Origin of the sequence: Companilactobacillus alimentarius DSM 20249 (assembly GCF_002849895.1) — a bacterium.
In the GTDB taxonomy this organism is placed as follows: Bacteria; Bacillota; Bacilli; order Lactobacillales; family Lactobacillaceae; genus Companilactobacillus; species Companilactobacillus alimentarius.
This window is the reverse complement of the sequence record NZ_CP018867.1, coordinates 165,555-190,143: the sequence shown is the minus strand read 5'-3', so window position 1 is coordinate 190,143 and position 24,589 is coordinate 165,555. Positions and strand designations below refer to the sequence as shown.

The 24,589-nt window shown below is 34.9% G+C and carries 21 protein-coding genes; 10 read left to right on the top strand and 11 right to left on the bottom strand.

Annotation, left to right across the window (positions count from 1 at the left end; all coding sequences use genetic code 11):
* Nucleotides 1–107 precede the first annotated feature (107 nt).
* Nucleotides 108–827, top strand: a complete 720-nt coding sequence (locus LA20249_RS01000; RefSeq protein WP_057739182.1) for a GntR family transcriptional regulator — start codon at nt 108–110, stop codon at nt 825–827.
* Nucleotides 828–1,513: 686 nt separating this feature from the next.
* The gene (locus LA20249_RS11625; protein ID WP_157054441.1) at nt 1,514–1,666 is read left to right on the top strand and encodes a hypothetical protein; all 153 of its coding nucleotides are present in this window, start codon (nt 1,514–1,516) and stop codon (nt 1,664–1,666) included.
* 451 nt (nt 1,667–2,117) lie between these two features.
* On the opposite strand, the gene LA20249_RS00990 is transcribed toward LA20249_RS11625, so the two are convergent.
* Nucleotides 2,118–4,085, bottom strand: coding sequence for a PTS sugar transporter subunit IIABC (locus tag LA20249_RS00990; protein WP_057739180.1), 1,968 nt, complete (start codon nt 4,083–4,085; stop codon nt 2,118–2,120).
* Between the two features lie 204 nt (nt 4,086–4,289).
* On the opposite strand from LA20249_RS00990, the gene LA20249_RS00985 reads away from it, so the two are divergent.
* Together LA20249_RS00985 and LA20249_RS00980 are read left to right on the top strand one after the other, a co-directional pair.
* Nucleotides 4,290–6,992 (top strand): glycoside hydrolase family 65 protein, encoded by a 2,703-nt coding sequence (locus LA20249_RS00985; RefSeq protein ID WP_057739179.1) that lies wholly within the window; start codon nt 4,290–4,292, stop codon nt 6,990–6,992.
* A gap of 108 nt (nt 6,993–7,100) precedes the next feature.
* A complete protein-coding gene (locus tag LA20249_RS00980; RefSeq protein ID WP_057739178.1) occupies nt 7,101–8,447 on the top strand; it encodes an MATE family efflux transporter in 1,347 nt (448 codons plus the stop codon).
* A 54-nt stretch (nt 8,448–8,501) separates the two neighbouring features.
* Here the strand turns inward: LA20249_RS00980 and LA20249_RS00975 are convergent, their stop codons facing one another.
* Nucleotides 8,502–9,545 carry an alpha/beta hydrolase fold domain-containing protein gene (locus tag LA20249_RS00975; RefSeq protein ID WP_057739177.1) on the bottom strand — a complete coding sequence of 348 codons (1,044 nt, stop codon included), beginning with the start codon at nt 9,543–9,545 and terminating at the stop codon, nt 8,502–8,504.
* A gap of 206 nt (nt 9,546–9,751) precedes the next feature.
* Here LA20249_RS00975 and LA20249_RS00970 point away from each other — a divergent pair, with 206 nt between their 5' ends.
* Both LA20249_RS00970 and LA20249_RS00965 read left to right on the top strand, forming a co-directional pair.
* On the top strand, nt 9,752–10,567 hold the full coding sequence (locus LA20249_RS00970) for a Cof-type HAD-IIB family hydrolase (RefSeq protein ID WP_057739176.1): 816 nt from the start codon (nt 9,752–9,754) through the stop codon (nt 10,565–10,567).
* A 37-nt stretch (nt 10,568–10,604) separates the two neighbouring features.
* A complete protein-coding gene (locus LA20249_RS00965) occupies nt 10,605–11,405 on the top strand; it encodes a Cof-type HAD-IIB family hydrolase (RefSeq protein WP_057739175.1) in 801 nt (266 codons plus the stop codon).
* A 183-nt stretch (nt 11,406–11,588) separates the two neighbouring features.
* Here the strand turns inward: LA20249_RS00965 and LA20249_RS00960 are convergent, their stop codons facing one another.
* Nucleotides 11,589–12,200, bottom strand: coding sequence for a sugar O-acetyltransferase (locus tag LA20249_RS00960; protein ID WP_057739174.1), 612 nt, complete (start codon nt 12,198–12,200; stop codon nt 11,589–11,591).
* A 33-nt stretch (nt 12,201–12,233) separates the two neighbouring features.
* Nucleotides 12,234–12,803 carry a cob(I)yrinic acid a,c-diamide adenosyltransferase gene (locus tag LA20249_RS00955; RefSeq protein ID WP_057739173.1) on the bottom strand — a complete coding sequence of 190 codons (570 nt, stop codon included), beginning with the start codon at nt 12,801–12,803 and terminating at the stop codon, nt 12,234–12,236.
* Nucleotides 12,804–12,945: 142 nt separating this feature from the next.
* On the opposite strand from LA20249_RS00955, the gene LA20249_RS00950 reads away from it, so the two are divergent.
* Nucleotides 12,946–13,665: an MIP/aquaporin family protein gene (locus LA20249_RS00950; protein WP_057739172.1), complete on the top strand. Its 720-nt coding sequence runs from the start codon at nt 12,946–12,948 to the stop codon at nt 13,663–13,665.
* Between the two features lie 50 nt (nt 13,666–13,715).
* Here the strand turns inward: LA20249_RS00950 and LA20249_RS00945 are convergent, their stop codons facing one another.
* Genes LA20249_RS00945 through LA20249_RS00935 form a run of 3 tightly spaced genes read right to left on the bottom strand, consistent with a single transcriptional unit; the run spans nt 13,716 to nt 16,784 of the window.
* Nucleotides 13,716–14,384 carry an ECF transporter S component gene (locus LA20249_RS00945; protein WP_057739171.1) on the bottom strand — a complete coding sequence of 223 codons (669 nt, stop codon included), beginning with the start codon at nt 14,382–14,384 and terminating at the stop codon, nt 13,716–13,718.
* Entirely contained in the window at nt 14,374–15,969 is a 1,596-nt protein-coding gene (locus LA20249_RS00940) for an ABC transporter ATP-binding protein (RefSeq protein ID WP_057739170.1), read from the bottom strand. The genes LA20249_RS00945 and LA20249_RS00940 overlap by 11 nt, the downstream gene beginning before the upstream one ends.
* Complete coding sequence (locus tag LA20249_RS00935; RefSeq protein ID WP_057739169.1) at nt 15,903–16,784, bottom strand: energy-coupling factor transporter transmembrane component T; 882 nt, start codon at nt 16,782–16,784, stop codon at nt 15,903–15,905. Before LA20249_RS00935 ends, LA20249_RS00940 begins: the two co-directional genes overlap by 67 nt.
* Nucleotides 16,785–16,900: 116 nt before the next feature.
* Between LA20249_RS00935 and LA20249_RS00930 the strand changes: the two genes are divergently transcribed.
* From LA20249_RS00930 to LA20249_RS00920, 3 genes are all read left to right on the top strand, one after another.
* Entirely contained in the window at nt 16,901–17,281 is a 381-nt protein-coding gene (locus LA20249_RS00930) for a DUF4430 domain-containing protein (RefSeq protein WP_057739168.1), read from the top strand.
* Between the two features lie 87 nt (nt 17,282–17,368).
* A complete protein-coding gene (locus LA20249_RS00925) occupies nt 17,369–17,902 on the top strand; it encodes a helix-turn-helix domain-containing protein (protein WP_101836851.1) in 534 nt (177 codons plus the stop codon).
* Nucleotides 17,854–18,798, top strand: a complete 945-nt coding sequence (locus tag LA20249_RS00920; RefSeq protein WP_335583114.1) for an IS3 family transposase — start codon at nt 17,854–17,856, stop codon at nt 18,796–18,798. The genes LA20249_RS00925 and LA20249_RS00920 overlap by 49 nt, the downstream gene beginning before the upstream one ends.
* Before the next feature lie 75 nt (nt 18,799–18,873).
* Here the strand turns inward: LA20249_RS00920 and LA20249_RS00915 are convergent, their stop codons facing one another.
* The 4 genes from LA20249_RS00915 to LA20249_RS00900 form a co-directional block, all read right to left on the bottom strand.
* A complete protein-coding gene (locus LA20249_RS00915; RefSeq protein WP_057737806.1) occupies nt 18,874–20,310 on the bottom strand; it encodes a PTS fructose transporter subunit IIC in 1,437 nt (478 codons plus the stop codon).
* A 13-nt stretch (nt 20,311–20,323) separates the two neighbouring features.
* Nucleotides 20,324–20,791, bottom strand: a complete 468-nt coding sequence (locus LA20249_RS00910; RefSeq protein ID WP_057737809.1) for a PTS sugar transporter subunit IIA — start codon at nt 20,789–20,791, stop codon at nt 20,324–20,326.
* A 10-nt stretch (nt 20,792–20,801) separates the two neighbouring features.
* Nucleotides 20,802–22,709 (bottom strand): BglG family transcription antiterminator, encoded by a 1,908-nt coding sequence (locus LA20249_RS00905; protein ID WP_057737811.1) that lies wholly within the window; start codon nt 22,707–22,709, stop codon nt 20,802–20,804.
* 249 nt (nt 22,710–22,958) lie between these two features.
* Nucleotides 22,959–24,275 (bottom strand): NCS2 family permease, encoded by a 1,317-nt coding sequence (locus tag LA20249_RS00900; protein ID WP_057737956.1) that lies wholly within the window; start codon nt 24,273–24,275, stop codon nt 22,959–22,961.
* Between the last annotated feature and the right edge of the window lie 314 nt (nt 24,276–24,589).

Sequence of the window (24,589 nt, the reverse complement as noted above, 5' to 3'; positions counted from 1 at the left end):
TTCTTAAAATTTGTATATATGAATTTATATATATTTTGCTATATTTGTATACAAATTATTGGTGAGTGATATAATTAGCCTTAGCAAAGGCAATTGAGGTGGAAAATTTGTATAGGTATAAAGAAGTATATTCAGATATAAAAAGAGATATTTTGCGAAATCATTATCGTGCAGGAACATTAATGCCCACTCAAGATGAACTTGCAAAGAAATATAATATTAGTCGAATAACCTTGAGAAAATCCTTAGATCTATTGATTGATGAAGGCTTAATACACACTCAGCAAGGCAGTGGTACATACGTTCGTCCGCAATTGGATGAAAACTCACCTGAATTACTTCCTTTGGATCTTCCTATTGGGACCACTTACTCTCATCGGGATCAAAAAATAACCAGCAAAATACTATTCTTTGGTGCAAGATTACCTAGTGAAATTGAACAAAAAAATCTAAAAGTAAAAGCTAACGAACCAGTTTATGAAATTAAGCGTGTTCGTCTACGTGATAATAAAATCTATAGCTATGAGCACACAATTATGCCCACAAGAATCGCTCCATTAGATGAAACTATTCTAAAGGGAACTATCTATGGTTATCTTGGTGGAAAAATGAAGATTTTCATGACGGATGCCAGAAGAGTCGTTTATGCCGAGTCCGCAAGCAAAGAAAGCGCTCAAGCCTTAAATGTTGACGAAGGTGCTTCCTTATTAGTTATTGAACAAATTGCGTACGATCAGAAAGGTGAAGCTTTTGAATATTCCAAATCTAGATTTGATGAAAATCACTCAAAATTTGTTATTGATATACATAGAAACGAATTCTGGTAATCACTTTTTTGTTTTGTAGGTATTTTTCCAAAATAAAAGGAGATTAGCTATAAATACTAAAGTGAATTTGCTCTTTATTATGATATTTTCCAGCGTCCAACTGAATATCAAAAAAACACGATAGAGATTCCATATTTAATGGAAATTTCTATCATGTTTTTTTGAATCGGAAATTATGTCCCGGTCACAATTAGTTCTAAAATTGTTCAAACAGTTTCGGACTGTTCCTTTAGTAAAAAATTGACTTTCATCATCTCTAAATATTGAATATTTATTAATAATTGCATTTAATAACCATTCAAGCAACCTGGCAACTTTTATACCTTTGAGTTTTTTTCACATTGGAGAATCTTAGAATTCCAGAGAAGTGTACCAACCTAAGTCGGGGTTATTGTATAATATTCAATTTTCAATCTTTAATAAAATAAATAAATCCACTTTGACGGGTCTAAAATTTTTAAAAAGTTATTCAAAAAATTCTTTTTAAATGTTCCCCCTTTTTTCTTTATTAGCCAATCTATCAGTGTTTTGAAGATAGCGATTAGTAAACAAATTAATACATAGCTGATTAGAAATATTATTAAATATTTTAGCGCATTATATAGTAAATGAAACACGGCTTCTTGCATCTTATTTTCACCTCTGTTATTGCACTTCGTGTACCAATTATAAACACGGAGGAAATTATGACGTCAAGTATTTATAAATCAATATTATTATCAATGAATGCAGTAACACTATTCAGTGGTTTCATTTCTGAAGCGCTCACAGTAAATGCTGCTACAGGGATCACTTCTTCAAATACAGGCAACAACGAGGTTAATGAGCTTTTAAGTTAATTACCAGAAAATAAGCAAGCCGAATTTCAAACATTTGTTTCTAAATACAATATCTCACAATCAGATCAAATTAGTTGGTTAAATGACGCCATTCAATTTTAAAACACACCAAGTCCAAGATGAAAAGGTTGGATTGCAAAACAAGCTTTAAAATTTAACAGGACTGTTCAAAGTTTCAAATAATGAGAAATCAAAGACAAATGAGTATTAATGCAAATTGGGAATAGTTTAAAAATAAAGCTAAAGAAAGCCTTTCAAGTGAAGTTGGTCAATCGAGTCTCGGTTAGAGGTCTTGAAAATGTAAAAATTGAAACGGGGATTAGCATTAATAGCAAATATCAAAAAGCGAGATGACAAATTCCAATAATTGGAATTATCATCTCGTTTTTATTTTGAATTAGAACTCATGTCCTGTTCTCTTCACTTCAAGTACGTTCTTGAACAATTTTTATTAGTTAGCTTGTGCAGGTTCACGGCTACCTAATCTTACCTTCTCAACAGCATGACTGCTCTCAAGATCTTCTTCTTTGAATCCGAAGAGGTAAGTACATACAAAGGCTACAATAATTGTTGCGGCTGATGCAATTAGATATCCAGTGAAACTAGCATCGATACCCTTTGGATTAATAAATGAAGCAAATCCAATCAAGGAACCAGCGAAGCCCCACATATCAACATGTAATAATCCGGTTAGCAAGCCACCAACGGCACTACCAATATTAGCAGTCCAGAAAATGCGGCCATACTTCAAATTAATACCATACATTGCAGGTTCTGTAACTCCAGCAAAGGCTGAAAGTGTTGCGGCACCAGCAATTTGTTTCATATCAATATTTTTCTTTGTCTTTACAAAGACGGCCATTGCAGCGGCACCTTGAGCAATCATAGTTGCTGAAACGATAGCGTTCAAAGCACTATGTCCGGTTGTAGCGATTTGACTAGCAACAACTGGGATAACGGCCCAATGCAAACCGAAGATAACCAAACATTGATAAAATCCACCAATGATCAATCCGGAAATTGCTGGACTGAACTTCAATAGAGCAACGATACCACTTGCTAAGTAAGAACTTAGTAAAGTAATGATTGGTCCAACGATTACGATAATAATTGCACTAACGATAAAGACTTCTAGCAAAGGACTTAGAATCATCCGAAGAGACATAACAATATGTTTCTTCAACCAAGGTTCGATCTTGGAAGCCAACCATGCAGCAGCAATCATTGGGAAGATTGAATATGTATAGTTAGCAATGTGGATCGGAATACCAAAGAAATCACCATTGATATTCATAGAAGTACTGGTTGTCTTAGTAGCGATTTGAACTAGCGTTGGATAAGCTAAAACACCACCAATGACACCCATAATTATTTGATTTGCTCCTAATCTCTTAGCAGCTGTGAAACCAACTAAGATTGGTAGGAAGTAAAATACTGAATCACCCATGGCATTGATAATCATATAAGTTGAACTCTTATCAGACAGCCATTTAGCTGAAACTATTAAAGCTAATAATCCCTTTAAAATACCTGAAGCAGCCAACAACCCGATAACGGGCATCATGCTGGCAGTGATGACTCCGATCAAAGCACTGAAGTAGAATTTAGTCTTAGGCCAAATTCCCTTTGGAGCAACTTTTTTCTCAGTTTTTGCAGCACTGTCGCCACCAAATGATGGTCCCAAAGCTTTAACAACTGCATCGTAAACATCTTCAACAGCTGGTCCAATAACAACTTGATACTGTCCACCAGCTTTAGCGACATCTAAAACGCCCTTCATATTCTTAATGACATCATCATTAGCCTTGTTGTCATCTTTAAGATAGAAACGAACCCGAGTAATACAGTGGATAACATTATCAACGTTACTTACTCCACCAACGTTTTTAACAATATCCTTACCTAATTGATCGTAATCTATCTTCTTAGATGGTTTAGCAGAAGTTTCACCTGGAGCCATTAAATTGACCTCAGCAACGTTAACTCCGGCTTTAATATCGCCTTTTGTTACATTGACTTCTTTAACCATCTTATTGCTATTAGTAATAGCTACGATAACATCGGTAACTTTACCAGCCTTTTTAACAGCCGCAATATCCATTGTAGCTACTTTCTGGCCAGCCTTTACTGTATCGCCTTCTTTAACGAACAATTCAAATGGTGTGCCATTTAGTTCAACAGTATCGACACCCATGTGAAGCAACACTTCAAGACCATCATCGGTTTTGAATCCAATGGCATGCTTAGTAGATGCTACTAACATAACTTTTCCTGAAACAGGGGCTAATATTTCGTTATTAGTAGGTATGACACCAAAACCATCGCCCATATCTTTTTCAGAAAACATTGGATCATGAACCTCAGTAATTCCAATTGCTTGACCATCAACTGGCGCAAGCATTTTAATTACTTCTTTCATAAAGATAGCGCCTCCTTAAATTTTAGTAACCGATTACAACTTCCATCTATCACTATAATACATCTTGTCATGTATAAACATCAAGTTAGAATATTTTAAATTATTAAATTCGTATTAAAACTACATAAATCGGGTGTATAATATATATTGTATGAATATGTTTAAACAAATAAAACAAGTAATTAGGTTATGGAGGAATTAATTATGAAACCCTTGTATCTTAAATTTACCAACGGTGTTATTCATTATTCTGATGATCAAGACTTCGTTAATGAACAAAGTTACGAACTTAATTCTGAACTAGAACTTAAAGAAAACTTTCGAGAATTTGAAAAAAAGATCTATATGCCAATCAGCGTCTTAGTTCTTACAAATCCTTATGAAAATTTACTAAATAAAGATTTGATTAAATATAACAATCAACTCGTCGACTGCAAAAACTCTTTAGAGGATGTCTTTCACATCCCCGTCATTAATCAAACGCAGGTCAACGAATCTAATCTCAATTTTGCTACCAACCAAGAACGCCACTATTCTGGATGGCACTTGGACTATCTCGGTACTAGTCATGGCAAACGCCAATACGGGCAAGAGTCTATGCAAACAATTGGTAACGGTTTTTTAGGCTTAAGGGGAACCTACCTAGAAGCTAAATATAATGAAGACAATTATCCCGCAACTTATGCAGCTGGTGTTTTCAACCAACTAGCAACCCCTATTAATGGTAGAAATGTGATCAATGAAGACCTCGTCAATCTACCAAATTCACAATACATTACCTTCCGTGTCGACGATGGACCTTACTTTGAGATAAACGAGGAATCAATTCTCGAATCAATCCGTTCACTGGATATGAAACATGGAATTTTAACAATTACGATGATTGCTAAATTAAATGATGGCAAACAAGTAAAAATTGTTGAGAAAAAAATTGCTGATCTCAAAAATTATCATGATTATTACTTACAATATTCCATCACGCCTTTGAACTTCTCGGGAAATATTACTTTCCTAACTCAAACTGATGCTTCAATCGTCAATTCTAACGTTGAACGTTATCGCAATTTGGCTAATAAACATCTAGCTGTAGATTCAATGGAAAATTACGATAAAGATTTACTTTTATTTGCTCACACAACTCAATCAAAAATAAAGTTAGCAATTAAAACTAATATTTCCCTACCTGAAATTGACGTCAAAGAATATTCTGCTCAAAATGACATTGAAATTGCCAATCAAACCGTTGAATTTTTTGCAGTTAAGAATCAGACATATACTATGGAAAAGTCTGTCAGCATTTTCACATCACTTGAAACCAAAACTGACCTCGTTACAACTGCTAAAAACCATAAATTCATGTCGTCTTTTGACAACGCTTATCGTGCTAATCAATCGGTTTGGCATGAAATTTGGAAAAAGGAAAGTATCAAGATAACTGGCGATATCACCGCTCAAAAGTTGTTACATTTAAATAGTTTCAGTATGACAATTGCTGCTCAAAATGACGCCAATAAGAATCTTGACGCTTCCGTCGGATCTCGTGGTTTAACTGGCGAGGGTTATCGTGGACACATTTTCTGGGATGAATTATTCGACATGAACTTCTACATCTTGCATTCACCAGACCTAGTCAAGAATCTTTTGAAATATCGTTACAATCGACTAGATGCAGCAATAAATTATGCTTCTGAGAACGGCTATAATGGAGCAATGTATCCTTGGCAAAGCGGGATGTATGGCGATGAACAATCACAACTAGTTCATCTCAACCCCATCACTAATAAGTGGGACCCCGATAATTCACGAAAGCAGCGTCACGTCTCATTAGCCGTTGCCTATAATGTTTTGAATTACTACAATGCCACTCAAGATAATGATTTTATGAATCAATACGGTCTCAAAATGTTACTTAAGATTGCTCAATTCTGGATCAGCAAAGCAAAATTGGATTCTACGACTGGCAAATACTCCATTTCTAACGTCATGGGACCAGACGAATTCCACGAAGAATATCCTGGAGATACTAAGAATCAAGGACTCAAGAATAACGCTTATACCAATATTATGGTCAGTTGGTTCTTTAAGAAATTGACTCACTTAATTAAGAATTTGCCCGCTCAAGTAATTGATGACAATCTCAAAGAGTCTCACTTCACCAAAGAAGATATTGACGACTTGGATGAAATTAGACACAATCTCACCTTGGAATTTCAAGGCGATATCTTAGGACAATTTGAAGGCTATTTTAACTTGAAGGAACTTGATCTTACTAAATACCGTCAAAAGTACGGAAATATTTCCCGAATGGATCGAATTCTCAAAGCTCACAACGATACACCTGATAAATATCAAGTCGCCAAGCAAGCTGATACGTTAATGCCACTCTTCAACCTCCGGGATAACGTTTTCTTCGAAATAATGTCTGAACTTGGCTATCCTATCAATAATCCTAAACAATTTATCCGTGACAATATCAAATATTACATTGCCAGAACTACTCATGGCTCCACGCTTTCCAGAATCGTCTACTCAATGTTGATGTTAAAGATTAACGACGACAGATTAGCTTGGAAGCTATTCTATGAAGCTTTGACGAGTGATTACTATGATATTCAAGGTGGAACAACGGCCGAAGGAATCCATTTAGGTGTTATGGGAGCAACGTTAAATGTGGTTACTTCTTACTTTGCTGGCGTCGATTATCGTGGCAAAATGCTTGAAATAAATCCTCATATGCCTAAGCAATGGGAAGAAATCGACTTTAACATGACTTTCCAAAAAGTTAACTTCAATTTCAGAGTGACAGACAATACCTTTATCGTTACAACCGATAAGGACACTGAAATTAGATTCTTAGGTAAAAAATTACCATTAGTCGCTAATCAAGAAATCCAATTAACTTATTAGGTGTGACAAATTACTCAGAAAATAACTTAGGTTTATTTCCTTAACCCCCTTACCAATAAAAAATAAAATGATAGAATATTCATAATCTTTATGGAGGGGTTTAAATATATGATAGATCTGACAAATGGCAGACCTATGAAAGTTATATTTCTGTACACTATTCCTTTACTATTAGGTAACTTTTTCCAACAATTTTACAGTTTCATTGATACTTTAATTGTTGGGAAAACTATCAGTGTCAATGCTTTAGCTAGTGTTGGTGCAACTGGGGGGTTAACAGGATTAGTGATCGGCTTTGCACAAGGCATGACCAGTGGTTTAACAATTTTAACCGCGAGAAAATATGGTGCTCACGATGAGGCCGGAGTGAGAAAGAGCTTTGCATCAGGAATTATGATCTCACTATTCATCATTGTTTTCTTTACAGTCATCGCCTTACTAGTGGCTTATCCACTCTTAATTGCAATGCAGACGCCAAAAGTTTTACTGCATGACTCATTTATCTTTTTGGAAATAATCTTTGCAGGAATTTTTTCTTTCGTAGGTTTTGATTTTCTAGGAAATACCATGCGGGCTCTGGGTGATTCCCGTGTACCACTATTTTTCCTAATCGTAAGTACGCTTCTTAATATCCTTTTGGAATTAGTCTTCATCCTCTATTTACACATGGGTGTGGCTGGAGCTGGCTTAGCAACTGTTGTTGCTCAAACAATTACCTTTATTGTCCTCTACTTTTATATCAGAAGACACATTCCATATCTTATCCTGTCTCATAAGGACTTTAAGATTGATATGGGAGAAATTAAAGAATTGCTGAGCATAAGTTTACCAATGAGATTCCAATCATCAATCATCGCTATTGGTTCAATTATTTTACAATTCATGCTAAATACACTTGGAGCAAACGCTGTGGCTGCTTATACAGTTGCCGGCAGAGTTGAACAGATTGCTACCTTACCTGCCTTTAGTTTTGGATTAGCCTTAGTTAATTACACTGCTCAAAATATGGGTGCTAGAAAATTCGATCGTATCCTCAAAGGTGTTAAGGATGGTATCCTAGTCTCCGTGATTTCCAGTTTAGTTATTGGATTTCTCTTAATATTATTTGGACGTTCAATTTCACATCTATTTATGAACGGCAGTGAGACAAACGTCTTGAACTTAATTCAAATTTACTACTACTTCAACGGTTCTACCTACTTCATCCTTTCAATTTTGTTCATTGTTAGATACACGCTACAAGGTTTGGGAAATCAAAAAGCCCCAACTATTGCAGGTGTGGCAGAGTTATTAATGAGAGTCTTTGCCGGAATCGTATTGATTCGCTTCTTTGGATTCTATGGTGCCGCATTAGCCAACCCGCTGGCTTGGAGTGGTTCCGTCTTAGTTCTGGTAAGTACTTGGAATTTTGAAATCAAGAAACTTAGAAATATGAAAAATATGTTGACTGAATAAAAAAATATCTGTATCTGTTAGTGATTCCACCAACTGATACAGATATTTTTATTTTTAATTTAATTCATTAGCACATTCATCTAAAGCGTCTTCAACTGCTGGAACTTGCCCAACGTAATTCAAGAATGCATGAGCTAGTCCTCCGTAACGAATATACTTAGCTTCACAACCTGCTATCCCAACTTTTTGAGCGAAAGCTTCATCTTGTAATCTGAACGGATCAAATTCACCTGTCAAAACTAAGATTTTTTTAAACATTAACGGATCAGCTTTCAATGGCGAAAGTATTGGTGAGGATAGATCATAATCTTGACCATTCAAATAATATTTCGTCATAATCTTATCTAATTGTTTAAATTGAAGATAATTATTGTGTAAGACGGTTCTTTGTCCTGGATTAATAGGAATCAAGTGATCATTCCACAAAGGACCTTGATGATCTGATCCATGGACTACCGTAGGATAAAAGAGAACATGTTTGTATATCGAACAAATCCCCATATTTTGACAGAGCTGACTAGCTCCTAAGGCTATAGCTGCACCTGCGGAATCTCCGCCTAAAGAAACTTGAGTATAGTGATTGGCCTCTTCAATTAAAACAGATAAACAATCCTCTACCCCTAATGGATAAGGGTATTCTGGTGCTAAGCCATAATCAATGCTATAAATTACTCCCTCGAATTTTGTTGCTAATAAACGTAAAAATGGCAAAGTGTCTTTGGCACAACCGCCGTAGTAAGCTCCACCATGCACATAAAACAGTGCCTTTTGATAAGTATTCTTTTCATTTTGACGATAGATTTTTAAGTAAGGTACGTTTCGTCCCATTTTTTTACTATACTTCAATTCGACTTGAACCTTTGGAGCTAGAATATCAGGTACCCCCGTTGCCTTTGTTCCCTCACGTAATTTTGATAAATCGTCAACCAAGTCTGATTCTTTACGTAATTTTTTCATATGCTCCCAAACGGTTGGATCATAAGTATGTGAATCAACCCGGTCTTTGACAATCATTTGAACATTTCTTAAATGGGGAATGTCAACCGGCTTCATTAAATTGAGTCGACGCAATTCAATATTATAATTATTATTTATCATAGTATTAGCCATTCCTTTTTATTAAAACGCATTCATCCCTGCTATAAATAGTATATATCGTGTTTAAATATCAAGAAGACTAAATTATAATAATTATTTTTATTAAAATTGACTAAATAATTCGTCCTTTCTAGCTTAAATTGAAAACGTTTTATCCGTTTGGTACAATTGCTTTAATCTTAGTTAATATTTTAAAGGGAGTTAATATGAGTATAAAATTGATCGCATTAGATATTGATGATACATTACTGGATTCACAGAATAAAATTTTACCATCAACTAAAAAGGCTCTCGACAAAGCTTTAGATAAAGGAATTAAAGTAGTCCTTTGTTCAGGACGTCCTTTAGCTGGTGTCAGCCCTTATCTTGAGGAATTAAATATTTCAGGTAAAGAACAATACGTTATTACCTATAACGGTGGTTTAGTCGAAACGGCTTCCGGCGATATCCTTTCTCGAAAGATTATCGACAATCAAGGTTTCAAGAAAATTGTTGGTTTTGCGACTGAAAAAAAGATGCCTTATTATTTCTTAGATGATCAAAGTAACGTTTACACAGCCGACAAGAATATCAACCGTTTTACAATCGTTCAAGCTTGGGAAAATAAAGCTGGTATCTTTGTCAGGACTCCCCAAGATTTCCCCGACGACTTTGAAATCACTAAGGTAGCTGTTGTTGGCGAAAAAGATCAACTTGATCAATATGAACAACCAGTGAAAGATCAATTTGGTAACGACTATTATGTTGTTCGAGCCGGTGACAATTTTATTGAAATAATGAATCCAACTGCCAATAAAGGTACTGGTTTGGAAACTCTAGTAAAGATTCTTGGCTTTAAAAAAGACGAAATAATGGCTTTTGGCGACGAGCAAAATGACTTACCTATGTTTGATTACGTGGGACACGCGATCGCTATGGGCAATGGCTCTGATGTCGCTAAGGAACGTGCTGACTATGTGACAGACAGTAACGACAATGACGGTATTGCAAAAGCTTTAGATAAATTGGTTTTTAATGATTAATAAAAATCCTCTAATACCCAATTCGAAAGGAATTACTATGACTATCAAATTAGTTGCAACAGATATGGACGCAACATTTTTAGATGATGACAAACATTTTGACAATAAGAGATTCTCAAAAATTTACGATTATATGGTCAAAAATCAGATTTACTTTGTTTCTGCCAGTGGTAATCAATATTATCAACTCAAAAATTTCTTCAAAGATTACCCGCAAACACTCTTTGTAGCCGAGAATGGTGCTCTGGTCGGAAGTCATCAAGAAATTTTTAAGACCTGGAATTTTCCACAGTCACTTGTCGAAAAGATTATTGACGCTCTTGAAAATATCGAACACATTAATTATGTCGTTTGTGGTCAAAAGTCAGCTTACGTCTTGGAATCAGTTCCGAAGGATTACTACGAGATGACTAAATTCTACTTCCCCAAAACTAAGCGTGTCAGTAATTTTGCCAATCTGAACGATAAAATTTTAAAATTCTCAGTTGATTGTCCTAAAGATGAAACCGAAGAATACATGGAAAAGCTTAGTAGTGCGATTGGTCCCAGTGTTTCAATCGTAACTAGTGGTCACGGCGATATTGATATTATTCAAGCACAAGTCAATAAGGCTACTGGTCTTTTGTATCTTGCGGAAAAATTATCAATCAAGCCTGAACAAATGTGTGCTTTCGGCGATGGCGGCAATGATTTGGAAATGCTTCGTTTTGTCGGTCACGGGGTCGCTATGAAAAACGCTAGTCCAATTGTTTTAAAAACTGCTCCTTACCAAACGGTCGACAACAATCAACAAGGTGTTCTAAGCCATTTGGAAGAACTCTTTGATTTGCGTCACTAATTCTTCACATTTACTTTAAATCTTTATCAAAATTCCTAAATACTAAATTCATAAGTAGTTGGTAGGATGTATCTATAATCAAATAGGAGATATTTGGTTATCCTCCCCCCTACATTTAATGTATGAATTAATCTAAAAAAGCTAGGCAATTGTAATTTGATTACCTAGCTTTTTTATTATTTTCTAATTTTCAAAATATCTAGCTTTTTCTGATTCCCAATATTTTTTATCGTTATCGTCTATCTTTCTCAAGACTCTGCAAGGATTTCCTACTGCTACCACATCATCTGGAATATCTTTAGTTACGATAGAACCAGAACCGATAATAACGTTATTGCCAATTTTAACATTCGGATTAACCACGACGTTGCCACCGATCCAAACATTATCGCCAATTTCAATCGGCTTGCCGTATTCAAAATGTTCATTCCTAATCACTTTGTCAATGGGATGTCCTGCTGTGTAAAGACCAACTCTAGGTCCAAACATTACATTATCACCGATTTTAACGTTCGCAATATCTAAGATAATACATTCATAATTAGCATAAAAGTCATCCCCAATTACGGTATTACAACCATAATCAGTATAGAAAGGCGGCGTGATTGATGGTAATTTATTACCGGTCTTTTTAAACAAATCCTTTAGAATCTCTTGGCGGCGAGTTCCTTGATCTTCGGTAGTCTGATTGTATTCACGCAATAACTTCTTTGCCTTTTTAAAATCACTTCTCAACTCAGGATCATTAGCGACGTACAAATCCCCTGCCAGCATTTTTTCTTTTTCTGAACGCATTTATCTTCCTCCATCTAAAAAAATTTTATTGCTCTATCTGAAAACCGGCTTACTATTACGATACTGAATATCCTCTACTCCATCTAATACATTACTGAAACGTGCAGCCGCAAAGAAGTAATCAGATAAACGATTAATGAACTTCAAAACATAATCATTGATTGGTTCTTCTTGTAACAGAGCCACTATTTGACGCTCAGCTCGGCGAGTAACCGTTCGTGCTAAATGCAAATTAGCAGCGGTTTTAGAACCTCCAGGTAAAATGAATTTTTGTGTCGCCGGAACTTTATCAGAATATTCATCAATTTTCTTTTCTAACCAATCGACTGCTTTATTATCATCGGTAAAAATGAATTCATGTTTTTTATCCTTAGGAGAAATAGCTAGATCAGTTCCACAGTCAAACAACAATTGTTGAATCTCTTGAAGTTCATCTTTTAAAATAATTGTCTTATCTGATAGATTAGCAATTATTACTCCTACAAGTGAATTTAATTCGTCAATTGTTCCATAAGATTCAATTCTTGGAGCTGACTTATACAAAACGTCATTTCCAATAATTCTTGTCTTGCCTTTGTCGCCTGTTCGCGTATATATCTTCATTTTATAAGCTCCTTAAAATTATTCTTGTGTAAATCATACCAACAAATAATACTTTTGAGATAGGTTTTTTTCGCTTTCTTTCCGGTATCTATGTATAATCAAAATATGTAAGCGTCGACATAGTTAATTGGGAGGAAAATTTATGCACGATAGTTTAACGTTACAATTAATCGGTGAATTTATTGGTACGATGATCTTGATTCTTTTAGGTGATGGGGTTGTTGCCGCCGTCAGTTTGAACAAATCTAAAGCTCAAGGTGCCGGATGGGTAGCCATTGCTTTAGGTTGGGGATTAGCTGTTACTTTAGGAGTATACTGCTCTGCTTTTTTGAGTCCAGCTCATTTAAATCCAGCCGTTACTCTGGGAATGGCAATTGCGGGTGTCTTTAATTGGTCATACGTAGTTCCTTATATCATTGCACAAACTTTAGGGGCAATCGTAGGAGCTACAATCGTTTGGATCAATTACTATCCACATTGGAAAGAAACTGATGACTCACAAGCAATTCTAGGTGTTTTCGCTACTGAACCAGCAATTAGAAACTATCCAATGAACTTCATCAGTGAATTCATCGGAACTTTTGTTTTAGTCTTTGCATTATTAGCTTTCACTAGAGGCAAATTTACTCAAGGGCTTAATCCAATCGTGGTGGGACTCTTGATTACTGCTATTGGTTTCTCACTCGGTGGGACAACTGGCTATGCCATCAACCCTGCCCGAGACCTCGGACCAAGAATTGCCCATCAAATCTTACCGATTGCTAACAAGGGTGACTCCGATTGGGCATACAGCTGGGTACCTATTCTAGGACCATTGGCTGGTGGTGCCGTTGGAGCTTGGATCTACCTATTAATACCTTAAATTATATAAGTAAATAAGTCAGGTAATCAAAATAGATTGCCTGACTTATTTTATTGGAATAAATTATATTTCTGTTTGTAATGATTGAACAATTTCATCCAGCGTTTCCCCACTATAAGAACTAATACTGCTGTGAAAATAGCATGGACGAAGTCAAAGTAAAAGCTTGCTGCAATTGAAGTCACGACACTCTTCAAACTGATAGGATTTACAAAACCGATAATATAGTAAATATCCATGATCCACCCCATCAAGAATCCTGTAAGAAAACCCCAAATGGTCAACTTCCAAATAGCTATATCTTTGTTTTGCATCAAGCCTGAAACTAGCCCAATGATTCCCAAAGCAAACATCTGCCATGGCGTCCAAGCACCTTGACCAAAATACATGTTAGAAGCCAAGGCAATGATCGTCCCCATTAAAAAACCAGTTTCAGGTCCACTGACGATCGCTCCTAGAATTAAAATAAACAATTCTGGCTTAACTGATGGAATCGCCGCAAAAATGATTCGTCCAACGACTGCCAAAGCACAAATTATTGCAATAAAGACGATTTCTCGTGAGCTGTGAGCTGTTTTTTCAAATTTCCAAAAGTAAATCCCAAAAGTTAAGATCAAAAAAGCAAAGTACACTAATAAATAATTCTTATTGGAAATAACTGCCATTAATCCTAAAACTATAATTGATAAAATTAATAATAAAATTGATTTACGATTCACGTCTCTTAATATCCTCCCAAGTTAAAGCCGTAGGGAAAGTATCCCGAACAGCCTTGTTGATTTCAGTTGTATAAAAAAACTTGTCTTTAAAAAACTCAGTCGGCTCAGCAAATTGACTGATCTTACCATCAAACATCATCGCAACTCGATCAAAATACCGTGCCGCAAATAACAAATCGTGACTATTAGTAAAAATAGTTCCACCTTGCTTTTGAAATGCTTGTAACATTTTGCCTAATTCAATCCGTTTATTGGGATCAAGTCCTTTAGTCGGCTCATCTAAAAATAGTATTAAGGGATTCTTAATGAAACCTAATGCCAATGCTAAGAATTCTTGTTGACCACCGCTTAAATCGTACGGACTCATCTCTTCTAATCCTTGTAAAGAAAATTTCTCTAAAATAGAATTGAGTGATTGCTTACTCCGACTCTCCTGCAATTGATAATTTATTTCTTCAGCTACCGTGTCCTTCATGAATAAAGTTGCGGGATTCTGTGGCAAAACGAATGCCTTTTGATAAAAGTCTGCTTGTAACTTTTTACCCAGAAATCGTATTTGACCGGACTGCGATGACAATTGCTTCGTCATCACTTTCATAAGTGTCGTCTTCCCCATGCCATTGGGTCCAATTACACAATATGAGCGTCCCTGCTGTAGTTCAAATGAAACGTTATCAACTACTTCACGTCCATTGAAATCGAAGTGGAAACTGACTTTTTTAACATTCAAAACATCCTTAGTTTTAGTGTTTGGCTTTATTTGTGGTGAAAGCACCAACTGTTGCAAATTTTTTTGAACTAATTGACCGACTCTCTTATTACTCAAGGGCAGTTCATCGGACAAATTTAATTCCAGTGCTAACCGATCAACTTGGGTCAAATAATTTTTAAATCGTGGTAATTGATAAATAGCTTTTAAGCCGTCTCTTACAGGCTGATTTTCTATCAATTGACCGTCATCCATTACCAAAATTCTATTGGCAAATTTAATTGCATACTCTAATTCGTGCTCAACCAATAAAATTGTGACATTTAACTCTTCATTTATTTTATGAATCATCTGCATCAATTTCTCTGAGGCAATCGGATCTAGCTGTGAAGTGGGCTCATCTAACAACAACACTTTCGGTTTCAAAATCAAGGCACTGGCCAGATTAACCAATTGTTTCTGTCCACCAGATAAATGCTTGGCTTCAACATCTAACAAGTCAATAATTCCTAAATAGCTAGCTATTTCTGTAATTCTCAGTTGAATCTCATTTTGAGTACAGCCTTGGTTATCTAAAACAAATTTCAACTCATCTCGTGGCGTTTCCATTATCATCTGATTGTCGACAAATTGTGATACGTAGGAAAAATTATTATTATTCAAAGCTAAATCAGTTACCACCCGACCACTAGTTTTTGTCCCCACTACCAGATCTGCCAGCAATTGTTTCAACAACGTACTCTTGCCACTGCCAGTTTCTCCGATCAGAACTAAGAATTCGCCTTTTCGAATGGAGAGATCAATTTTTTTCAGCGATAATTTTTGGCTGTTATTATATTTGAAGCTGTAGTCTTCGAACCGTAAAATTTCCACCATAAATAATCCATCCCTCCTACTAAGATTGGCAAAATAATCAAACAAAAATTAGTGACCATAAGTATTATTTCTTTTTGCGGAAATTGAATAGTCGTCAAAACTAAGTTAAATATTATTGCTATAAAAAGTATACCTAAAATGATCCCATCAAGCTTTTGAAATTCTACTTTTCCCAATTTCTTTTTCCGATTATGAAATCCGCGCAAAATCAAGGTATCAGAGACATTCATGAAATTGGCAATAGCCTTATTCAAAACATTTTCTGTTAAATTTATCGTGTATTTAACTCCTGATTGCTTTTGACTCACTCGAAATAGTCGTAAAATCTTAGTTTCGGTATAAAGTTGTACGATTCTGGGAATGAATTGAATTGTTAGAATAAAAATTATAGCGATACTTTGAAAAACACTTGATAACAGTTCAAAGACTGTTTTAACACGTACTAAGGCGTCGTATAAATAAAATGCCCACAACAAATTCACAAATGAGAGACCAAAAGTGACACCGTTCAGAAGTGATTCTTGCGTTATTCTTAAGAAGGATAATTCCCACAGCAGATGAGTTCCACGCTGATTCAAAACTAAATTAAAAAGAAAAGTTACGATAAAAATTACGATTGAGAATCTCAAATATTTCAAGATATTTTCTCGTTTGACTAAAAAAGACATTATTAATAAAGCAAATAAAGTACTTAAGGAAATCAGTGGCTTGTTAAAAAGCAAAGCAATCAACACTACATTGACCAAATAAATAAAAGCCGTCAGACTATTAGTCCGCTTTTGAAAATTGAAAACCAATTGATTAATTATAGTCACCTTCCCTTATCCTCAATATTCCTATTTTAACTTATTAATAAAAAAAAATCTATTTGATTCATCAAGATTTAATTTTGTTATAATTTAAGATGTTGTAAAAATCGAGGAGGAAAACAATGAAAAAAATTACAGCGTTTCTACTGTCATTATTAATGTTGCTAGGAGTATTCGCTCCAGCCACAGCTACCACAGTTCAAGCTAAGTCTACTAAAAATATTAAGGTGACTTACATCTTAAAGAAGAATAAGAAACAAATTGCCAAGAAGAACATTAAATTAAAGAAGAACTCTACCGTAACTAAAGGTCTCAAAAAAGGCTGGAAAGTTACTGAAAAAGGTGGTTTTATCTCAGCTATCGACGGTCACAAACAAAATAACAAGAAGAAAGTTTATTGGACATTTACCGTTAATGGTAAACAAGTTAACGTTTCAGCTGATAAAAAGAAATTACACAATAAAGACAAGGTTGTCTTCAGGTTATCAAAATATAACGGTTAACAAAAACTCTCACAATTAACATTCACTGTTATAAAGTGCTTCATAATTGTTAGACAAGAAATCTAACAGTTATGGAGCGCTTTTTATATGGTTAAATACAGTTCAAAATTAAAGGCAGAGGTTGTTGGTGAATACCTCCAAGGTAGAACCAGCATGCAAAGTCTCTCAGAGAAACATAATTTACCTAAACGGCAAGTCAGTTTCTGGATTCAAAAATATCGCTTAAGCGGCGTAGACTCGCTTAAGCGAAAAAAAACTAAACGGAGCTTTTCAGCTGAATTTAAAATTGATGTGATAAACTACTATCAAACTCATGATGAAACTTTAGCTGAAGTATCCGCCAGATTTGATGTTAACAAGTGTCAGATTAGTTCCTGGAGAACGGCATTCAATAAACATGGCATAGAAGCCTTGAAGTCTCATCCGAAAGGCAGAAAATCCAAAGTGAAAAATGATAAAAAGAAATTACGTCATTTAATAAACAAGAATGAATTAGATCAACTTCGCGAGGAACTCGCAAAGAAGAATCAAGAATTATATGACACAAAGTTGGAGAATGATATTTTAAAAAAATCAATGACCCTGTTCGGAACTTCAAAGGACGCAAAAAAACACAAATAGTTGATCAGATCAGGGTAGAACAAGAGTCTCTTCCAAAAGCAGAACGGTATAAGATAGGCGATATTCTTAAGGCCATTGGACTTAAAAAGGCCACTTACCATGATGAGCGTAAACATATCAAAAATCATGTAGATAAGTACAAAGATATAAAAACTGAAATATTAAAAATTACTGAAAGTGGAAAATGTCGTGGACGCCTAACCTACGGTTATCGTCGCGTACAAGAAGGATTAATTAAACTAGATATTCACATAGCAGATGCCGTAGCTCGTCGCTTGATGAATGAGTTAAATGTTCAAGTAAATCTTTATAATCGTCATAAAAATGGAAAGTATTCCTCATATAAAGGAACTGTTGGAAAGGTCGCACACAACATTTTACATCAACAGTTTAATGAAACTGAGCCCTTTAAAGTCCTGCATACAGATGTCACACAAGTTCGTTTAAGGGATAACGAATGGGCTTATGTTTCCGCAATTACCGACGAGGCAAGCAAAGAAGTTCTAGCGTTCCAAGTAAGTAATAGTCCCAATAGTAAATTAATTATGGATACATTAAATGAATTAACGACAGTTATACCTAAAGGAAGCAACCCAGTGATACATTCAGATCAAGGCTGGCATTATCAACTAAATTATTATACTGATAGGCTTTCTGAAGATGGATTTATACAGAGCATGTCTCGCAAAGGAAATTGTCTCGACAATGCGCCAATCGAAAGTTTCTTTCATCTATTCAAAACAGAATGTCTCAATGGATTTCCACCTTGTAAAGATATGAAAGAATTTAGGAAACTTTCTAAGGAGTACGTCGATTGGTTTAACAATCGACGCATCTCAAGAAAAACAAAAGGCATGACTCCCCGCGAATACAGGGAACATGCCTTATCAGCTTAACAATATTCAATTTTGTCTAACTTTTGTGTTGCACTTTAGTTAATTATGAGAGTTTTTTAGTTTCCATTTGAATAATTAATCTATATTAGCTTTACCATTTCTGACAGCTCTATTCTGTAAGAATGTCAAAATAGCAACACCTACTGCTACTCCAATGATTATAGCTAAGAAGAATAACAATAAATTATTTGTGGCACCCAGAATACCAACGATTGGGCCACCGTGTGGTACAACATCAGTAATCTTGAATATAGCTCCGAACGCACCTGCAACAGCACTTCCAATTAAGATACTTGGGAATACTCGTTTAGGATTAGCTGTAGCTGATGGAATTGTTCCCTCAGTAATACCAATTAATCCCATCAAAACGGCTGGCAAGGCAGCTGCTCTTTCATCTTTACTATATTTTTTGCCATTAATCAATGTAGAAATTCCTACTGTCAATGGTGGTACGGCAACACAGCAAGCAACCATTCCCATGATTTGAGGAGTATTGGCTGTGATTGAAGCAACACCGAACAAGAAGGCAACCTTATTAATAGGACCACCCATATCGGAAGAAACCATTAATCCAATAATGCCACCTAATATAATATTTGTTGATGGATTTGCTGACAATGACTTCAACATTTCTTCCAACGCTGTCATTAACCAAGAAATTGGTCCACCTAGCAAATAAATAAATGCACCTGATAAAATTGCTGTACCTAAAAGTGGAATAACAAAGATTGGCATAATTGGACGTAAATCCTTAGGAATCTTCCAAGTATTGATCCACTTTACTAAATAACCACCAACGAAACCGATTAAGATAGCTCCTAAAAATCCGGTTCCAGCTTTTGTTCCCAAAATATCAGGACTATTTGAAACTAACGCACTGATCATGACTGGAGCTAATGCTGCTCTTCCCGCAATAGCATCAGCAATATATCCGGCTAAAACTGGAATCATCAAAGTAAATCCTAAATTACCAACTTGGTTCATCGCTGACCAAACGGTTCCCTTAGGGATTACCATGCCTGCACTTGTTGGGTGACCACCAAAGGCAATTGATAAAGCCATAAATAAACCACCAACAACGACGAATGGAATCATATGGGAAACACCATTTAATAATTGCTTAACAAGCGGATTCTTTTGACCCTTAGAAGATTCTTCTTTCTCTTCTTCTTTTTGACCGGCACTCTCATGAATATGGAAAACTGGTGCATTATCGTATTTTTTGATAAGTTCCTCAGCATTTTTTATAGCAGAAGTAGTATCACCGAATACTACCTTTTGACCGTCAAATCTTTCTAGATCATCAACAGCAACGTCTGCTCCAAAAACAATAGCGTCAGCATTAACAATTTCTTCTCTGGTTAAAGTATTTTCAGTTCCAGAGGCTCCCTCTGTTTCAATCTTAACTTTGTCATAGCCCATCTTCTTGGCTGCTTGTTCCAATTTTTCTGCAGCCATATACGTGTGTGCAATACCTACTGGACATTTCGTTACACCTATTAAAGTAGTCATTTAGAAATACCTCCTATTCATTATTAACAACTGAACTAACAATTTTGAAAAGATTATCACCATTTGATAAATTATCCTGAATTTGTTTAACGAAATCTTCTTTCATTAAGTTTCTAGATAATTGAGATAACATCTTTAAATGAATATTGTTTTTACTGTTGTCTGGTGTTAACAAGACAAAAGCAGTCCTAACGCCTTTACCATCCAAAGAATCCCACTCGATTGGTGTATCGAACGTAACAACCCCAACTTTAGGATCAGCCAATGATTGTAAAGTTGCATGAGGAATTGCCAAGCCATCAGTAAACCCTGTGGTACCCTCTTTTTCACGTTTCAAAAGGCCATCTAGTAATTCATCTTTTGATAAATTCATTGGCCCTGCTAGTAATTCAGCTATTTTATCCAAAGCTAAATTCTTTTCAGATTTACTTACAGATATATCTGTAAAAATATAATTTCGATTTAAAATATCGTTACTCAAAATAATCCTCCTATAAATAAGTAAAGAATTTCTTCTTATCATCACAATTAATAAGATTTGAAATAATTTTTTTATTCTCAACAATATTATTTAATTGGTGATAAATATTCTTCATACTAGTAGCATCTATTCCTTTTAAACCCATAAAAAATGCTATGTGTACGCTTTCTCCAAGCCAATCAATGCCCTGTTTAGATTTAATTATTCCTATAAAAGGTTTCTTTATATGGTTAGTCGTCCCATGTGGCAATGCCATTCCATCTGTAGCCGTACTAGATAATTTTTCTCGAATAATTGCTGAATCATAAAGCTCATCATCCGAATAACCATATTTAATAGTTTGTTCTATTAGTTTCAAAAGAGCACTTTTATAATTACTATCTTTTTCTTCTGTAAAAATAATTAGTCTGGGATCAATTAACTTGCTTAAAATGTCATTCTCTTTTTTTGTTTGATTTATTTTTTTAATCAAATTTAAGATCTTATTCTTATCTTCTTGATTCAAAAATGGTGATACATAAACATAAGGTTTATTCACATTTCGGATTGGAACTGTAGAGATTATAATATCTGAATTAATTTCTTCCGAAGAAAGTTCATGCGTCACTTTAATTCCATCTACCATAATGATGTCGGACATTTCCTGATGAATTTTTTCTTCAAGAAATCTTGATGTTCCTATGCCGGTATTACAAACGATCGTAGCTGTTACCATTTTGTTGACTACTCCTCTTCTTTCACTAAGAGAAGCAAAATACATGCCCATTAGCGCAACTTCATCATCATTGAAAACAACGTTAAATTTTTTATTTATTCTCGCAAACAACTTCAAGGCCTCATCAAAAGAGATTGGATATGATTTTTTAAAATCGGAAGTGTAAGGATTAATAATCTTCATTCCGAATTTGATTCTCTTAACGGACAAAGATATATGCTTGCTCAGCCCTTCCAAAAATTTACCATCATAAATATTAACTGATTTATCATGTCCAACGATAATATCTTTTATTTCAGATATTTCACTTTCATTATCAAAAGACAATTTCCTATCATTCTCAGATTTAATTAAAATCATAAAGTTATTCAAATAATTCTTCTGTTCATTTTTAAAATGGTAGTGAAATTTATTATTAAAGGCTCTTGCTAATTCAAGTGTTTCCTCTTCAAAATTTTCAAATTCAGTATCTAAATTGGAAATTTTAATAATACCGACCGAATTGCTAAATAGTGTATATTGGATTAATAAATAAATGACCAATGATGTATATTCATACTCGGTCGTTTTAAAATTATGTTCTTCCAAAAAATTATCTACAAATTGAAAGATTCTTCGTGCATCATTCTCATTAAAGAAATTCTTGAGAATAGGAGGAAATATTACATTCTTATCGTCACTTTGATTAATGTTATCTCCCCAATAATCATGAAAGACATAAATCATAAACGCATAAAGATAATCTCGAGTCATTACTAATTTTAAGATTCCTGAATCGTTGATCAGTCTGCCATTATTGTCAGCAATAAATTTTCTTATCCATAACAAGTCATTTTCAATTGTTCTCTGACTGACAAAAAGTTCCTGTGTAAGATTAGTAATTGTCGTGATATTCTTCCTGAATAATAAAGATGAAAGAATATACATTCTTCGATCTTTTGGCGTGATTGGATGCCACTCATCATTACTGCTTAAGAGTTCCCATAGGTACTTTTTGTTACCGGTAAAATAAATACCTATGTTTCTACCCCTGATTAATTCGATATCCACTTTTGATGAATTAAGAAATGAATCAATATCGGTGAGTTTTTTAGAAATTGTTGGCTTAGAAATCTGAAATTCTTCTTCCAAATCTGAATAATGAACAATTTCGTTATTCAAAATATATTTACTAATGGCAATTTCTATACCAGATATATTCAAAGACCGTCCCCCTTTCTACGGTATTGATAACCCTTACATGTAATAATATACAAGTATCCGCTTATCTTTTACCGCAATAGTTTTTAACATTCTTTAGTAAAATCATTTCATCAATTGAAGGATCAATTTTTTTATAAAAAATGTTCATATATTGGTGTATACCATCGAACGGGTTCTATATCAAGCTAAATCACAAAAAAAGGTATGTCCTCCACCAAACTGAGAACATACCTTATTTATTTACTATTTTTAAGCCAAACTAGCTTTTGGCAAAATATTAATAATGTATAGCAAGATAACGAAAACCACGAACAATCCGTACATAATCGGATTGATTTCTTTTCTCTTACCTGCAGCTAACATTGTAATTGGATAAACTAGGAATCCGAATGCAATTCCGTAGGAAATATTATATGTTAGTGGCATCCCAACAATCGTTAAGAATGCTGGTAAGGCAATTTCAAATCTATCCCATTGAATTCCCCGCATTGATTGTGCCATCAAAGTACCAACGATGATTAGTACTGGTGCTGTAACGTTACCTGTTACAACTGACAATAATGGCGAGAAGAACATTGATAATGCGAACAACACTCCGACGGTAATTGAAGTTAATCCGGTTCTACCACCAACGGCAATACCAGCAGATGATTCAACGTAAGCTGTTGGAGGAGTAGTTCCAAAGACTGCCCCACTGACCATTGAAATTGAATCAGCCATCAAAGCATGTCCAATTCTAGGCATTTTCCCATCTTTGTCTTGCATGACATCAACTTGTTCAGCCAATCCAATTAGAGTACCTGCCGTATCAAAGAAAGCAACTAGTAGAAAGATAATGACCACTGCCCACAATTGAGGCTCTTTAATATCAACAATGTGTGTCACACCTACTCCAAAAGTTGGTTTCAAACTAGGTATTCCTGAGACGATATGAGCTGGTGCTGGAATTAATTTAGTTACTAAGCCAGCAACTGTCGTAAAGACCATTCCTATAAAAATTGCACCAGGAATCTTTCGTGCCATCAAAATTGCTGTAACTAACAATCCAGCAATAGTTAGTAATGTGGTTGGATTAGTAAACGATCCAATAGCAACCAGTGACGATTTACTAGCGGTAATCAATCCGCCACCCTGCAAACCAACAAAGGCAATGAAAATACCCAATCCAGCCGCAACCGCTAATTTCAAATCTTTGGGGATAGCATTGATAACGACCTCACGAATCTTCATCAATGAAAGCACTAAGAAAATCAAACTGGCAACAAATACTCCAGCCATCGCTGTTTGCCAAGGAATTCCCATCGCAATGACTACTGAATAACTAAAAAATGCATTGTCTCCTAGACCTGGAGCAATGGCAATTGGATAATTAGCCAAAACTCCCATTAAAACTGAACCAACTACCGCAGTCAAAGCTGTAGCGGTAAATAATGATCCTTTGTTCATCCCTGAGTCTCCCAAAACCTGAGGATTAACAAATAAAATATAAGCCATTGAAACAAATGTCGTTAGACCAGCCAAAATCTCCCGTCGTACATTTGTCTTAGCTTCTTTTAGGTGAAACATGCGCTCAATAATTGAGCTCTCCCTATTATCTAAAGAATTCAATATAATTCGCCCCTTGTAAAATAATAAACTTTTGAGAACTTAACTAGTATTACAGATTTTTATTGTTTTTTCAAGCAAAATAAAAACTTTTATATAGTTTTATACTAATATTGTTCGTATTAACGCATAATTTAATTAATTTAAGTTATTTACAAGTGTATAAATGACCATTTTCCTTAATAATGCTATTAATTGTTTAGATTTATTATTGATGAACAATATCAAATAATATTGAATATACCATTTGTCATTTGCCGAACAATTAATTTTTC

Bases quoted from the DNA above. Each gene is read 5' to 3' on its own strand.
- LA20249_RS00975 (WP_057739177.1), bottom strand. From the start codon at position 9,545: ATGATAAATAATAATTATAATATTGAATTGCGTCGACTCAATTTAATG.
- LA20249_RS00940 (WP_057739170.1), bottom strand. From the start codon at position 15,969: ATGGTGGAAATTTTACGGTTCGAAGACTACAGCTTCAAATATAATAAC.
- LA20249_RS00925 (WP_101836851.1), top strand. From the start codon at position 17,369: ATGGTTAAATACAGTTCAAAATTAAAGGCAGAGGTTGTTGGTGAATAC.
- LA20249_RS00965 (WP_057739175.1), top strand. From the start codon at position 10,605: ATGACTATCAAATTAGTTGCAACAGATATGGACGCAACATTTTTAGAT.
- LA20249_RS00970 (WP_057739176.1), top strand. From the start codon at position 9,752: ATGAGTATAAAATTGATCGCATTAGATATTGATGATACATTACTGGAT.
- LA20249_RS00950 (WP_057739172.1), top strand. From the start codon at position 12,946: ATGCACGATAGTTTAACGTTACAATTAATCGGTGAATTTATTGGTACG.
- LA20249_RS00985 (WP_057739179.1), top strand. From the start codon at position 4,290: ATGAAACCCTTGTATCTTAAATTTACCAACGGTGTTATTCATTATTCT.
- LA20249_RS00915 (WP_057737806.1), bottom strand. From the start codon at position 20,310: ATGACTACTTTAATAGGTGTAACGAAATGTCCAGTAGGTATTGCACAC.
- LA20249_RS00990 (WP_057739180.1), bottom strand. From the start codon at position 4,085: ATGAAAGAAGTAATTAAAATGCTTGCGCCAGTTGATGGTCAAGCAATT.
- LA20249_RS11625 (WP_157054441.1), top strand. From the start codon at position 1,514: ATGACGTCAAGTATTTATAAATCAATATTATTATCAATGAATGCAGTA.
- LA20249_RS00955 (WP_057739173.1), bottom strand. From the start codon at position 12,803: ATGAAGATATATACGCGAACAGGCGACAAAGGCAAGACAAGAATTATT.
- LA20249_RS00930 (WP_057739168.1), top strand. From the start codon at position 16,901: ATGAAAAAAATTACAGCGTTTCTACTGTCATTATTAATGTTGCTAGGA.
- LA20249_RS00960 (WP_057739174.1), bottom strand. From the start codon at position 12,200: ATGCGTTCAGAAAAAGAAAAAATGCTGGCAGGGGATTTGTACGTCGCT.
- LA20249_RS00980 (WP_057739178.1), top strand. From the start codon at position 7,101: ATGATAGATCTGACAAATGGCAGACCTATGAAAGTTATATTTCTGTAC.
- LA20249_RS00900 (WP_057737956.1), bottom strand. From the start codon at position 24,275: ATGTTTCACCTAAAAGAAGCTAAGACAAATGTACGACGGGAGATTTTG.